The 12,966-nt window shown below is 74.0% G+C and carries 10 protein-coding genes and 1 tRNA gene; 7 read left to right on the top strand and 4 right to left on the bottom strand.

Features of this window, described 5'->3' with window-relative positions; all coding sequences use genetic code 11:
• Complete coding sequence (locus ABEB09_RS21495; RefSeq protein WP_345691539.1) at nt 1-597, bottom strand: histidine phosphatase family protein; 597 nt, start codon at nt 595-597, stop codon at nt 1-3.
• 193 nt (nt 598-790) lie between these two features.
• Here ABEB09_RS21495 and ABEB09_RS21490 point away from each other — a divergent pair, with 193 nt between their 5' ends.
• Genes ABEB09_RS21490 through ABEB09_RS21480 form a run of 3 tightly spaced genes read left to right on the top strand, consistent with a single transcriptional unit; the run spans nt 791 to nt 4,910 of the window.
• The gene (locus ABEB09_RS21490; protein ID WP_345691538.1) at nt 791-1,996 is read left to right on the top strand and encodes a hypothetical protein; all 1,206 of its coding nucleotides are present in this window, start codon (nt 791-793) and stop codon (nt 1,994-1,996) included.
• On the top strand, nt 1,987-3,576 hold the full coding sequence (locus ABEB09_RS21485; RefSeq protein WP_345691537.1) for a hypothetical protein: 1,590 nt from the start codon (nt 1,987-1,989) through the stop codon (nt 3,574-3,576). The genes ABEB09_RS21490 and ABEB09_RS21485 overlap by 10 nt, the downstream gene beginning before the upstream one ends.
• Nucleotides 3,576-4,910, top strand: a complete 1,335-nt coding sequence (locus ABEB09_RS21480; protein ID WP_345694029.1) for an AAA domain-containing protein — start codon at nt 3,576-3,578, stop codon at nt 4,908-4,910. The genes ABEB09_RS21485 and ABEB09_RS21480 overlap by 1 nt, the downstream gene beginning before the upstream one ends.
• 338 nt (nt 4,911-5,248) lie before the next feature.
• Here the strand turns inward: ABEB09_RS21480 and ABEB09_RS21475 are convergent, their stop codons facing one another.
• Entirely contained in the window at nt 5,249-5,680 is a 432-nt protein-coding gene (locus tag ABEB09_RS21475; protein ID WP_345691536.1) for a hypothetical protein, read from the bottom strand.
• A 137-nt stretch (nt 5,681-5,817) separates the two neighbouring features.
• Here ABEB09_RS21475 and ABEB09_RS21470 point away from each other — a divergent pair, with 137 nt between their 5' ends.
• From ABEB09_RS21470 to ABEB09_RS21460, 3 genes are all read left to right on the top strand, one after another.
• Nucleotides 5,818-6,174, top strand: a complete 357-nt coding sequence (locus ABEB09_RS21470; RefSeq protein WP_345691535.1) for a hypothetical protein — start codon at nt 5,818-5,820, stop codon at nt 6,172-6,174.
• A 391-nt stretch (nt 6,175-6,565) separates the two neighbouring features.
• Nucleotides 6,566-7,222, top strand: a complete 657-nt coding sequence (locus ABEB09_RS21465) for a bifunctional DNA primase/polymerase (RefSeq protein WP_345691534.1) — start codon at nt 6,566-6,568, stop codon at nt 7,220-7,222.
• Nucleotides 7,213-7,286 (top strand) — tRNA-Lys (locus ABEB09_RS21460). Before ABEB09_RS21465 ends, ABEB09_RS21460 begins: the two co-directional genes overlap by 10 nt.
• Before the next feature lie 52 nt (nt 7,287-7,338).
• Here ABEB09_RS21460 and ABEB09_RS21455 read toward each other — a convergent pair.
• Nucleotides 7,339-8,583 (bottom strand): M6 family metalloprotease domain-containing protein, encoded by a 1,245-nt coding sequence (locus ABEB09_RS21455; protein WP_345691533.1) that lies wholly within the window; start codon nt 8,581-8,583, stop codon nt 7,339-7,341.
• Between the two features lie 358 nt (nt 8,584-8,941).
• Between ABEB09_RS21455 and ABEB09_RS21450 the strand changes: the two genes are divergently transcribed.
• On the top strand, nt 8,942-10,957 hold the full coding sequence (locus ABEB09_RS21450) for a putative bifunctional diguanylate cyclase/phosphodiesterase (RefSeq protein ID WP_380841875.1): 2,016 nt from the start codon (nt 8,942-8,944) through the stop codon (nt 10,955-10,957).
• Between the two features lie 82 nt (nt 10,958-11,039).
• Here the strand turns inward: ABEB09_RS21450 and ABEB09_RS21445 are convergent, their stop codons facing one another.
• A complete protein-coding gene (locus tag ABEB09_RS21445) occupies nt 11,040-12,728 on the bottom strand; it encodes a glycosyl hydrolase family 18 protein (RefSeq protein ID WP_345691532.1) in 1,689 nt (562 codons plus the stop codon).
• Nucleotides 12,729-12,966: the final 238 nt, after the last annotated feature.

The raw sequence follows: 12,966 nt of genomic DNA, 5'->3' as shown, positions 1-12,966 counted from the left end.
TCAGCCCTCCAGGTGGCCCGTGTCGTTCCAGCGCTCGATCGCGGGGGCGCCGTACGCCCAGCCGAGGGCCGACAGGCTCGTCGGGTCGAGCCGGATCCTGGCGGCGAACGAGACGTGCTCGCCCAGCCAGCGGGCGGCGATGGAGCGCAGGATGTGGCCGTGCGCGAAGACGAGCACGTCCCGGTCGGCCGAGCGGGCCCAGGCGACGACCTCGTCGGCACGGGCCGACAGCTGCTCCAGGGACTCGCCCTCCGGCACGCCGTCGCGCCAGATGAACCAGCCCGGGCGGATCGCCTGGATCTCGGCCGGGGTCATCCCCTCGTAGGCGCCGTAGTCCCACTCCATCAGCGTGTCCCACGGCTGGGCCCGCTCGCCGAAGCCGGCCAGTTCGCAGGTCTCACGCGCGCGTGCCAGCGGGCTCGTACGGATCTCGAAGCCGTCCAGGCCCGCCCAGCGGCTCCGGTGCAGCCGCTCCCCCAGCAGCTTCGCGCCCTCCCGGCCCTCGTCGAGCAGGGGGATGTCCGTCCTGCCGGTGTGCCTGCCGAGCAGCGACCATTCGGTCTGGCCGTGCCGGGCGAGCAGGATGCGCGGTGCCATGGGGCGTTCTCCTGGGGTTCACGCGGGCGACGCGGCGATCCGGGAGGATCGCGGGCGTGCCGCGGCGGGATGCACACGACGGCGGGTGCAGCGGGATGTCCGTCCATCATCGCGTACGCGCCCACAAGCCCCCGGAGGGGGCGACCGGCACGACCGGGCCCCGATTGTCAGTGGCGGATGCGAGACTTCCGCGGTGAGCGAATCCCTGCACGGCGGGCCGCTTCCGGCTCCGCGCACCCCGCAGACGACACTCCGGCGCCGGCTGGCCGAGCTGCGCGGCCCGGCCACCGTGCCACATCCGCTGGACGCCCGCGCGCTCGCCGCGCTGGCCGCGAACCCCGGGTGCAGGCGCCGGGCCCTGCTGGACGGGGCCGGGGTCGACAAGGCGGCGCTGGCGTCGGCGCTGGGGGCACCGTCAGGGTTCGGGCAGTCGCAGTTCGCGTTCATGCGGGGGAACGCCTTCGAGGCGAAGGTGAAGGCCGACGGGGGCACCGAGCTCATGCGGCTGCTGGGCGTCGAGGCCGCGGGCGGGGTGCTCGCGCCGGACCTGGCGGCGGCGGGACCCGAGGGCAGGGCGGCGCGGACGGCGCTGGCGCTGCGGGAGGCCACGGAGGCCGGGGCCTGGTCGCTGCTCGACCACCCGATGCTGGTGCTGGAGGTGGCCGGCTCGCCGGTGTACCTGGAGCCGGACGCGGTCGTGGTGGGGCCGGACGGGCGGTGGACGGTCGTCGAGATCAAGTCGTTCCCGATGATCGACGGGTCGGCGGACGCGGCGAAGGTCGGCGCGGCGGCCCGCCAGGCCGCGGTGTACGTGCTGGCGCTGGAGCGGGTCGCGGCGGTGACGGACGGGGCGCAGGTGTCGCCGTCGGTGCTGCTGGTGTGCCCGAAGGACTTCTCGAACCAGCCGGCCGGCTCGGTCGTGGACGTGCGCCGGCAGCTGGCGGTCACGCGGCGCCAGCTGGCCCGGCTGACCAGGCTGGACGACATCGCGGCGGAGCTGCCGGAGGGCGTCACGTTCGACGTGGAGGCGTGCTCGGCGGAGCAGCTGGCCGCCGCGGTGGAGGTGGTGCCGCACGCGTACGCGCCGGAGTGCCTGGCCGCGTGCGAGCTGGCGTTCCACTGTCGCGACCGGGCCCGCGGGGCGGGCGCGGTGGAGGCGCTGGGCCGTTCGGTGCGGGGCGAGCTGGGCGGGCTGACGACCGTCGGGGACGTCCTGGCGGCGGCGCGCGGCGAGGCGGGCGACCCGGACGATCCGGCGGTGGCGGCGCTGCGGCGGGCGGCGGCACTGCGGGCGGACGCACTGGCGAGCGCGGGCACGGGCGCGGGTGCGGGTGCGGCCGACGGCGCAGGAGCCGGCGCGGGTGCGCGGCAGCCGGAAGGGGCGGGGGCATGTCGCTGATCGCCACCCTCGCGCGCCTGGAGGCGGTCGAGGCGGGCCGGGCGCGCCCGCTGGCCACGGTGCGGCACCGGCACGTGTCGGACCGGCCGCTGGTGTTCGTGCCGCTGACGACGGCGGGCGAGGCGGGTGCGCCGCTGGGCGCCCTGGTCGGTACGGACCCGGAGGAGCCGCGGCTGCTCGTCGTACCGCAGCCGCGCGACCGCGACCTGCGGTTCGCGTTCCTGGCGGACCTGGCGGAGGCCGTCCTGCCGTACGTCGACGGGTACACGGACGTGGTGGAGCCTGCGGAGCGGTCCGAGACCGACCCGGAAACCGGCAAGAAGGTCAAGGTCGCGGTCGAGCTGTGCGCGGACGCGCCGCAGCTGGTCGTGCCGAGCCGGGCCGCCGTCGAGTACGTACGGCTGCTGGGCCGGTCGATGCGGTTCCGGCGGACGGCCGAGCAGGACCCGGAGACGCCGTTCCCGGCGCCGCCCCGGGTCCCGCTGCTCGGCAGGTGGCTGACGCACTACGGGGAGCGGGCGCGGGTGCCGGGCTCGTCGCTGCTCGTGGCGGCGACCGACCTGCTGAACCGGCACTGGGCGACGGGCCAGTCGTCGCTGGAGGACCAGCACTTGGGGGCGCTGCTGGCGTGGATCGACCCTCCGGAGGGCGAGCCGGGGGCGGCGGCAGCGCTGCGCGCCGAGCTGGGCCGGGACGGGGACGGCCGGCTGCTGTGCCCGCCGGCCGGTCCGGCGACGGACCCGGCGTTCGACAACGGGCTGCTGGCGCCCGCGATCGAGCGGTACGACCGGGCGCGGCAGGCGCTCGGGGCGGCCGAGGACGGCGAGGCGGCGGACGAGCGGCTGGGCGAACTGCACCGGGCGGAGCGGGAGATCCGGCGCCTGCTGGTGACGCAGCTCCGGCCGACCTGGGACGCGGTGTGGCGGGCGCTGGACCTCGTGCGGGGCCTGCCCGCCGGGGAGCGGGTCGCCGACCGGTGGACGCGCGACCGGTGGTCGTTCACCGGGCACCGGGACCGGGTGCGGGCGGGCGAGCCGCCGCAGCCGCGCCGGGACGACGCGGTGACGGCCGCGCAGAAGCTCGCCGCGCGGGAGAGCGCGCAGGCGCAGCTGGACGCCCAGGAGGCGCTGGACGACCCGCTCGTGATGGCGGGGCGGCGGCTCGCGGGCGAGGCGTTCCTGGCGGAGGTGGAGGACGTGACGATGGCGTGGACGGAGTCCAGGCGCCCGTCGCCGCGCCCCCTGCTGACCGTGCGGACGGACGACGCGCCGCACGTGGGCGAGCGCGTCAAGGTGTACCGGTCGCTCGAAGGGCGGCCGCAGAGCGCGGAGTTCGTGCGGTACGAGGACGACGGGGCGCTGGTGCTGCGCGTCCTGGACCGGATGGGCCGCTCGAAGGAGCCGGTGGAGGGCTCGGTGCCGCGGAAGGGCGACCGGCTCGTGTGGACGCTGTTCGAGCACGACCAGCGGGTGGGCCCGAAGCTGCCGGACCCCGAGGAGACGCCCTGGACGCACGGCGGCCCGCCGCGCTCGGAGGAGACGGAGCGGCCCGACCCCCTGACCCCGGAGGACTTCCTGTGATCCGCGAGCTCTTCGACCCCTCGGCCGAGGCGGCCCGTGCGACCCGGGAGATCCTCCACGACACGCTCCACGGGGACGCCCGCGGGGTGGTCGTGGACTCCCCGCCGGGCGCGGGCAAGTCGACCCTGGTGGTACGGGCGGCCCTGGAGCTGGCGGCGGCGGGCCGCCCCCTCATGATCGTCGCGCAGACGAACGCGCAGGTGGACGACCTGGTGCTGCGCCTCGCGGAGAAGGAGCCCGGCCTGGAGGTGGGCCGGCTGCACGCGAGCGACCCGGACCCGTACGACAAGGCGCTGGACGCGCTGGAGAACGTACGCAAGGCGGCGAAGGCGGCGGAGCTGGCGGGCCTGCCGGTGGTGATCTCGACCGCGGCCAAGTGGGCGCACGTGAAGAGCGCCGAGCCGTGGCGGCACGCGATCGTGGACGAGGCGTACCAGATGCGGTCGGACGCGCTGCTGGCCGTGGCGGGGCTGTTCGAGCGGGCGCTGTTCGTCGGGGACCCGGGGCAGCTCGACCCGTTCTCGGTGGTCACCGCCGACCAGTGGGCGGGCCTGTCGTACGACCCGTCGGCGAGCGCCGTGTCGACGCTGCTGGCGCACAACCCGGAGCTGCCGCAGCACCGGCTGCCGGTGTCGTGGCGGCTGCCGGCGTCGGCGGCGCCACTGGTGTCCGACGCGTTCTACCCGTACACGCGGTTCCGGGCGGGCACGGCCGAGGGCGACCGGCGGCTGGCGTTCGGCGTGGCGTCGGACGGTTCGGCCCCGGACCGTGTCCTCGACGAGGCGGCCGAGTCGGGCTGGGGCCTGCTGGAACTGCCGGCCCGGCACACGCCCCGCACGGACCCGGAGGCGGTCCGGGCGTGCGCCCTGGTGGTGCGCCGCCTCCTGGACCGCGGCGCCTCGACGCTCAGCGAACGGTCGGAGCACCCCGCGCCCCTCACCCCGGACCGCATCGCCGTCGGCACGGCCCACCGCGACCAGGCGGCGGCCATCCGCGCGGCCCTGCACGAGTTGGCCGTCGGCGGGGTCACCGTCGACACGGCGAACCGGCTCCAGGGCCGCGAGTACGACGTGACGGTCGTCCTGCACCCGCTGTCGGGCCGCCCGGACGCGACGGCGTTCCACCTGGAGACGGGCCGCCTGTGCGTCCTGGCCTCCCGCCACCGCCACGCCTGCATCGTCGTCTGCCGCGCGGGAGTGACGGACCTCCTGGACGAACACCCCTCCACGGAACCGGTCCAGTTGGGCGTCACGGTCAAGTTCCCGGACGGCTGGGAGGCGAACCACGCGGTCCTCTCCCACCTCGCCGAACACCGCGTCCCCTGGGAGGGATGACGAACGCCACCCCCACGCCGCACCCCTGAACCCGAACAGCCGGACGCAGTCCGGCGCGCCGCCGCAGGCGGCCGACAAACACAGCCCGGACGGCTGGGAGGCGAACCACGCGGTCCTCTCCCACCTCGCCGAACACCGCGTCCCCTGGGAGGGGTGACGAACGCCACCCCGAGGCCGCCCTCGCCGAACACCGCGTGTCCTGGGAGGGGTGACGAGCGCCGCCCCCACGCCGCACCCCTGAACCCGAACAGCCGGCAGCGTGCCGGGGGAAGCCGCCGACGCACACATTGGGGAGGGGTGCGAGGCGAATCGCGCGGTCCTCTGCCGCCTCCCTGCCGTCAGGCGTGCGCCGTGAGCCGGGTCGCTGTGGTCAGGTGGGTGCGGAACGCGGCGACGAGCTGGGGGTGGTGGCCCCGTGGGAGCGGGGTGTCCGGGAGGTCGGCGTCCAGGCCCCATTCCGTGTTGAACGTGATCGGGGCCGGGCGCGGGACCACGTGGGTGCGGAGCCAGATCGCGAACGCCGCCGCCGAGCGCGGGCTGCAGTCCGCGACCGAGACGCCTTCCGGGGACAGGAGGGCCTTGCCCTCCAGGGTGGCCGCGCCGAGGGTGATCCCGAAGTGCAGGCACGCCTCCCGGTCGGGCCGCCCCCGGTCGAGCCGGATCGTCTCGCGCGGGTCCCGTTCGCGGAGCCTCGCCGCGAGGGTCTCGTACGTCAGGCCCCACGTCCGGCCCGGCGCCGGCGTGAAGACGTACATGCCGCGCAGCTCCATGCGGCCGACGCTACGGAGCCCCCGGCCGGCCGGGACCTGACGTATGTCAGGGGCAGGGCCACGGCGGTCTTGCGGGAGGCGGGACAATGGTCGTTGGCGGTCGGAACGGTCCGCCGGGCATCGGAAGGGGAGCACCCATGGCGGAAACCGAGCGGAGCGAGCAGCAGCGGCGGCTCAGGCCCGCGCCCCTGCTCTTCGAGCCTGCGGAGGCCGCCGCCGATCCGGAGCACTTCTTCGACCTGGAGTCCATCGAGGACCCCCGGGAGCTGCTGGCCCGGTCCACCGAGCTGACGCTGGCCTTCCGCGCGGCGGCCGACCGGGCGGTGGAGTTCCAGGCGATCGCGGCCGCGCAGCTGGCGGATCCGCGCCGGTTCGACCGGCTCACCACCGCGGACATCGCCGAGCGCGCGGAGTGGACCGAGGACTACGCGAAGAAGATGGTCGAGTTCGGCCGGGACCTGCTCAAGGGCGTCGGCACCAACGGCGAGGACTAGGTCGTGTCCGGCGGATCATGCCTGGGCCGCGGGGTCTGGCACGCCCTCCCCCAAGCCCTGACGGGCAGGGGGGGACCCCCAGCGGCGTTGTCGTCGGTCGCGATGGCTCCGCCATCCCTCCCTCCTCCGCCTTGCAGCCGCACGCACCAGACCCCGCTCACCAGCAGTCAAAGGCACCGCCCAGCGATGTCGGCATGATCCGCCGGACACTCCCCAGGCCGGACATGATCCGGCCCGCCGGCGGCCGGCACGACCGGTCGCCGGGCCTTACGCCAGGGGTCTGAGGCGGTCGGCATATGCCGGGGGCGGAAGATACCCCCTCACGCCCCGTCCTGTCCTGGTTTTCCGCAACTCAGCGAGAACATCTCGTCACTGCCGGTAGACCAGAGGCATGAGCACCTGGCTGCGAGACGAGACACCCCTGAGCCCCGCCCACGGCGACATCGACGAGCGCCGGGCGGATCTCTTCCAGCGGCTGCGGGACACCACCCCGCACCACACGACGCAGATCACCGCGGACGGCGCGGAGTGGCTGGTGTCCGCGTCCTCGTACGCCGTGTCCACGCTGGCGCTCTGGGAGGCCAGGCCCACCGCGCCCGCCGTCCTGCCGTGCGGGACGGCCTTCGACGTCGTGAACGTCCCCGCGATCTTCGGGCGCAGGCTGCTGGACCGGCTCTGGGCCGAGGGCCCGGGCTCCGGCCCGGTGGCGACGCACCGGGGGCGGATGCTGCTGTTCACCGCTCCGGGCACCAGCCAGCGGCTGCCGTCCCTGCTGCGCTGGGAGGAGTGGGGCGACGCGGTCCCGCCGATGCTCTGCCACGGGGTCGGGGACGCGGTGACCGTTCCGCCGCTGGCACCCGGCGTGGCCGAAGGACCGCGCTGGGTGGTGGCCCCGGACACGCGCGGCCCGTGGCTCCCCGGACCCGAGGTGCTGCTGTGGGCGTGCGGGCGAGTGGCGCGCGCCACATCCGCCGCGGACGTGCGGGTATCGATTTTTGCTCAGGCGGATCCGGGTGCTAATGTCTACGACGTCAGCAGGCGCCGCTAGCTCAGTTGGTTAGAGCAGCTGACTCTTAATCAGCGGGTCCGGGGTTCGAGTCCCTGGCGGCGCACAGACGGAAGAAGCCCCTCGCGGAAGCGGGGGGCTTCTTCGTGTGGCCGATGTCACGGGGTGACCCTCACCGTCCACGCCCCCGTCGGCGTCCGGTCCGCCACCTCCACGCGCGTCCCCTCCCCCGGCACCGTGAACACCTCGCCCACGCCCAGCGGCGCGTCCGCCAGCGGCGGGTAGACCGAGCGGTCCCGGCAGGCCTCGGTCAGCGGATGGGCGTCGACCACCTCCACGGGCCCGCCGCCCGAAGCGGTCTCGTTGCGGACCCGGTAGATCAGCACGCCCTCGGTGCAGGTCTCCCGGTCGTTGCCGGTCGCGCCCCGGGCCTCGATGGCCAGGACGCTGTTCTCGCCGGTCCGCACCACGGCCAGCCGGGTGCCCGCGGCCGTACCGGCGGAGGGCTCCGCCGCGACCGGCTCCAGCGTGAACAGGTCCTCGCCCCGGACGCACCGCACCTGCCGCTCGCCGAGCCAGCCGAGCTTCCACTTGTGCCAGGCGAAGGGTTCCGGCGCGAGGGCGAACTGGCTGCCCATGACGTCCCAGTCGCCGACGTGCGTGTCCCAGTCGCCCTCGCCGTCCAGCGGGCGGTGGTAGAGATCCGGCAGGTCGAAGACGTGCCCGGTCTCGTGGGCGAGGACGTTGCGGTCCGGCGGGTGCCGCTCGAAGAGGGTGACCAGCCGGCGGACGTCCCGGCCGTCCGCCCGCAGCGGCGTCTCCAGGTTCACCACCTTCGTGGCGTCGGAGTCCACGCCCGGGGCGTCCGGGTCCGCGACCAGGTAGACGATGTCGTACCGCGAGAAGTCCACCACCGGGTCCGCCACGGCGAGCGCGTCGCGCAGGTAGGCGGCGCGCCGGGACGGCTCCCAGTCGCGCTGTATGGCGTACGCGGTGGAGGGTCGCGGCATCCGCAGCCAGCCGTGCCGGGGGTGGGCGCGCAGCGAGAACCGCCCGTACGAGGCCCGCTCGAAGAAGCGGCTCGTGTCGGGGAAGTAGTCGGCGGCGATCTCCTCCGTACCGGCGTGCGGCGTGGCGTCCGGGAAGGACAGGAAGACCATGACCGCGTCGAGGGCGCGGGCGGGGCGGGGGTAGGCGGCGTTCCAGGTGTCCAGGCCGAGCGAGTGGTGGGCGTCGGTGCGGGGCAGGGCGCAGGTGCGCGCGGCCGGGCCGGCCGCCGCCGGGCCCGCGGCGAGGCCGGTGGCGGCGATGGCGACGAGGGAGAACAGGCCGGCAGCGGTCGCGCGCAGGCTCGGGTAGTGCACTCCCTCGGGTGGCGGCTGGGGCGGCTGCTGACCCTCCACATCGACCTCCGGGTGCCGGATACGGGACGTCTCACCACCCTGTGGCGGTTTGTCGTATGACGTCCTGTTCCGCTGCACCACTCGGGTGAGCAGCGACACACCCGGGCCACATCCGTCACTTCACTGACAGTCACAACCGGTCAGACCAGGACGGGCCCCTGGCAGACCCGCGCAGAAACGATCGTCCAGGGTCGGGGGGAGGGCGAATCCCGGCCCGTCCGGCCCTCCACACCCCGGCGGAGGCGCTGGAACGGCCGCCGTGGCTGCCTCTATGATCGGCACACTTTCCTCGGCTGACCTTGCTTGGCTGACCTTCCCGACCAGATCTGTACGTCACAACTGCCTGCGGGAGCGAGCGGTGAGCGGAACTCCAGAAGGACCGGGACACACGGCCGTCGCACGGCCCGGCACCGCCCAGCTGGCGATCACGGAGCGTGATGATCGTGGGGCCGTCGCCGGTGGCATGACCCTGCCGGGCGCCGCCGCCGACCGCGACCCCGTGCCGGGCGGCCGCGATCTGACATCAAGCGGCCGCGACCTGACATCCGCCGACCGCGCCACGGCGCCCGGCGGTCGTCTCCTCGGTGCCGCCGGCACCGCCGGCACCGGCGGTGCCGCGCGCTTCGGGCGGGGGCCCTCCGCCGAGCTGCGCGACATCCACGCCGCGTTCAACGCGGCCCAGCTGGCCATGGCCCTCGTCGACCCCGACGGCCTCGTCGTCACCGCGAACGACACGTTCGCCTCGCTGCTCGGCACCGACCCCGCGTCCCTGCGCGACCAGGCCGCCGCCGACCTGGTCGACCTGGCCGCCGACCGCCGCAGCTGGCACGCGTACCGCGAGGTGCTGCGCGGCCGGCGCTCCCGGTTCCGCTGCACGCGCCGCCTCAAGCACACCGACGGGCGGTCCCTGTGGGCGGAGATCACCGTCGCGCCCGTACCGCGCAGCCGCAACGTCCTGCTCTCCCTCGCCGACATCAGCGACCGGCGGGCGCTCCAGGCCCGGCTGCGCCACCTCCAGATGCACGACCCGGTGACCCGGCTTCCCAACCGGACCCTGTTCTTCGAGCGCCTGACCTCGGCGCTGGAGAACTCCTCGTACGACGACGGGGGCACCGGCCGGGTCGGGCTGTGCTACCTCGACCTCGACGGCTTCAAGGCCATCAACGACACGCTCGGGCACCGCGTCGGCGACCGGCTGCTCGCCGCCGTCGCCGCGCGCCTCACCGAGTGCGCCGACCACCACGACCAGGTCCACGGCGGGGGCCACCTCGTGGCGCGGCTGGGCGGCGACGAGTTCGCCGTCCTGGTGGAGGACTCGACCGGCACGGACCAGCTCGCGGAGCTGGCCCGGTCCGTCCTGGCAGCGGTGCAGCGGCCGTTCGACCTCGCCGGGCAGCGGCTGTCCGTCTCGGCGTCGATCGGCGTGGTCGAGCGGGTCGCCGCCGGCACCACCGTCAACGGGCTGATGCAGGCCGCCGACACCACGCTCTACTGGGCCAAGGCCGACGGCAAGGCCCGCTGGACGCTGTTCGACCCGGAGCGCAACGCCCACCGCATGACGCGCCAGGCGCTCTCCTCGACGCTGCGGCCGGCCGTCGAACGCGGTGAGTTCGCCCTGGAGTACCAGCCGCTCGTCGGCATGGCCGACGGGACGGTCCGTGGCGTGGAGGCGCTGGTCCGCTGGAACCACCCGCGGTTCGGCACGCTGGCGCCGAATCGGTTCATCGGAATTGCGGAAGAAGACGGCTCGATCGTGCAGCTCGGCCGCTGGGTGCTGCGGACGGCGTGCCGGCAGGCCCGGCAGTGGCAGCTCGACCACCCGTGCGAGCGGCCGCTGTTCGTCAGCGTCAACGTCGCCGTGCGGCAGGTCTGGGACTCCGACCTCGTGGCGGACGTGGCCGACATCCTGGACGAGACCGGCCTCGCGCCCCACCTCCTCCAGCTGGAGCTGACCGAGTCGGCGGTGATGGGCTCGGCGGGGCGGCCGCTCCAGGCGCTCCAGGCGCTCAGCGACATGGGCGTGCACATCGCCATCGACGACTTCGGCACCGGCTACTCGAACCTCGCCTATCTGAGCCGGCTGCCGGTGTCCGTGCTGAAGCTGGACGGGTCGTTCGTCCGGGGCTTCCAGGACGAGGCTCACCCGAACCCGGCGGACGAGGTCATCGTGGAGGCCATGGTGGACCTCGCGCACCGGCTGGGGCTCACGGTCACCGCCGAGTGCGTGGAGACGGCGGGGCAGGCGGCGCGGCTGCGCCGGATCGGCTGCGACACCGGCCAGGGCTGGCTGTACTCGCGGGCGGTGGCGCCCGAGCGGATCGCCGAGATGATCCGTGTGGGCGCGACCCGTAGGGGTACGGCCCGGGTCGCCTGAGCGGGCCGGAGATGGGTACCGCCCCTGGCCGGGAGCCGCGGCTCTCCGGTCAGGGGCGGTGGTGTGGGGGGTGGTACGGGGTTCAGCAGGCGCCGAGGTCCTGCCAGACGCCCCACTCACCGGTCGTGCCGGGCTCCTCGCCCTTCGTCCACCACTTGGCCTTCCACGTACGGCCCTTGTGGGAGACCTGCGCGCCGCCGGTGTACTCCGTCGTCGCCACCCAGACCGCGGCCGTGCAACCGGTCGACGGCGTGGGCGTCGGGGTCGGGGTGGGGGTCGGCGTGGGGGTCGGCGTCGGGGTGGGCGTGGGGGTGGGGGTCGGGGTCTGCGGGGAGCCGCCGACGGCCGCCACGATCTCGTTGAGCAGCGTCGTGCGCTCGTCCAGGCCGAGCAGCGAGTACATCATCGCGCCGGCCAGCCCACGGCTGCGGGCGTATTCGGCCCGCGCCTGGATCGACCGCTTGTCCAGGCCGGTGAAGAACTCGCCGTCCTTGTAGAAGTACGACGCCTTGGCCTCGTCGTCCCAGAAGGTGGTCGCCGCGTTGTCGACGATCCCGCCCAGCTCCTTGTAGTGGGCGATGCCGGCCTGCTGGCTGACCGGGCGGGCGGCCGAGGCACCGGTCGCCGGCTGGGCGAGGCCGTTCTTCGTGCCGGCCGGGACGCCCTTCCAGCCGCGGTAGTAGAACTCGTAGCCGAGGGTCAGCTTGTTCGCCGGGAAGCCGCCCGCGATGCCGTAGGCGGGCTTGCCGTCGATCCAGGCGTCGATGGCGTTGTCGATCGAGTACTTCTCGGTGCCGGGCGCGATCGGGTCGGTCGGGTCGCCGGCGCCGGAGTACAGCGGGGACTGGTGGTAAGTGGGCCCGTCGCCGTCCCAGGCGCCGTGCATGTCGTACGTCATGATGTTCGCGTAGTCGAGGTACGCGCCGATCTTGTCCGTCTCGATGTGCTTGATCTTGTCCTGGCCGGCCGGGAGGGCCGCGGTCAGCAGGTACTTCTTGCCGCCGTGCGCGGCGCCGTACGCGTCGAGCTGCTTGCGGAACTCGGCGAGCAGCAACGTGAAGTTCTGCTTGTCCTCGGGGCCGTAGTGGTTGCCGAGGTGGCCGCCCGCCGAGCCGGGGTACTCCCAGTCGATGTCGATGCCGTCGAAGATGCCGGCGGCGGTGCCGGGACCGCCGTAGCCGCCCTCGACCGGCAGGTCGCCCTGGATGTACTGCTTGATGCAGGACGAGACCAGCTTCTTGCGACTGGCGTCGGTCTTGGCCGCGTCGTGGAAGTACTTGGAGTACGTCCAGCCGCCCAGCGAGATGTTGATCTTCAGGTGGGGGTACTTCGCCTTCAGCTCCTTGAACTGGTTGAAGACGCCCACGATCGGCTGGTCCCACTTGTCGGCGACGCCGTCCACGCTGTCGGCCGCGGAGAAGGAGCGCTGGTAGTCGGCGTACGAGTCGCCCGCGCCGTCACCGGCGTTGGGGTTGTTGTCGTCGCCCGCCGCCTTGTTGGCCATGAAGCAGGTGAGGTCGGTGGGGTGAATGTTGCCGAACGAGTAGTTGATGACGTCGAGTTTGGCCGCGATGCCCCGGGTGTCGAGGTGCTTGGGGTAGAACGCGTTGCCGTAGATGCTCCACTGGTCGTAGTAGGCGATCTTCACGCCGCCCGTGGAGGGTGCGGGCTCCGCCGCGCGGGCGGTGTCGGGACCGGCGACGGCGGCCAGGGTGCCGGCGGCGAGCGCCAGGCCGGTGAGCGCGGCGAGCAGGGGTTTACGGGGGTGCACGGACGGCCTCCGATGGGTGGTGAAGCGCGGTACGCGGGGCGGAAGTTGAAGAATTGATAGCCGCCGCGCGAACAGCGCGTCAATGGTCTGAACCAAAATGAGGACTAGACCAATTTGGGGAAGAAAGCGCTCGTCACGCCGGACCAGGCCCCATGGAAAACCGCCCGCCACCGTCGGTGACGAGCGGTTTAAGGGTCCCTTAGGGATCTTGTGCACGCCTTCCCGAGGAGGAACCAGC

The organism is Streptomyces coeruleoprunus, assembly GCF_039542925.1.
Classification (GTDB): Bacteria; Actinomycetota; Actinomycetes; order Streptomycetales; family Streptomycetaceae; genus Streptomyces; species Streptomyces coeruleoprunus.
This window is presented reverse-complemented; position numbering and strand designations above follow the sequence as displayed.

Excerpts from the sequence above, each read along its gene's own strand:
- ABEB09_RS21495 (WP_345691539.1), bottom strand. The coding sequence starts at position 597 with ATGGCACCGCGCATCCTGCTCGCCCGGCACGGCCAGACCGAATGGTCG.
- ABEB09_RS21485 (WP_345691537.1), top strand. The coding sequence starts at position 1,987 with ATGTCGCTGATCGCCACCCTCGCGCGCCTGGAGGCGGTCGAGGCGGGC.
- ABEB09_RS21475 (WP_345691536.1), bottom strand. The coding sequence starts at position 5,680 with ATGGAGCTGCGCGGCATGTACGTCTTCACGCCGGCGCCGGGCCGGACG.
- ABEB09_RS21470 (WP_345691535.1), top strand. The coding sequence starts at position 5,818 with ATGGCGGAAACCGAGCGGAGCGAGCAGCAGCGGCGGCTCAGGCCCGCG.
- ABEB09_RS21465 (WP_345691534.1), top strand. The coding sequence starts at position 6,566 with ATGAGCACCTGGCTGCGAGACGAGACACCCCTGAGCCCCGCCCACGGC.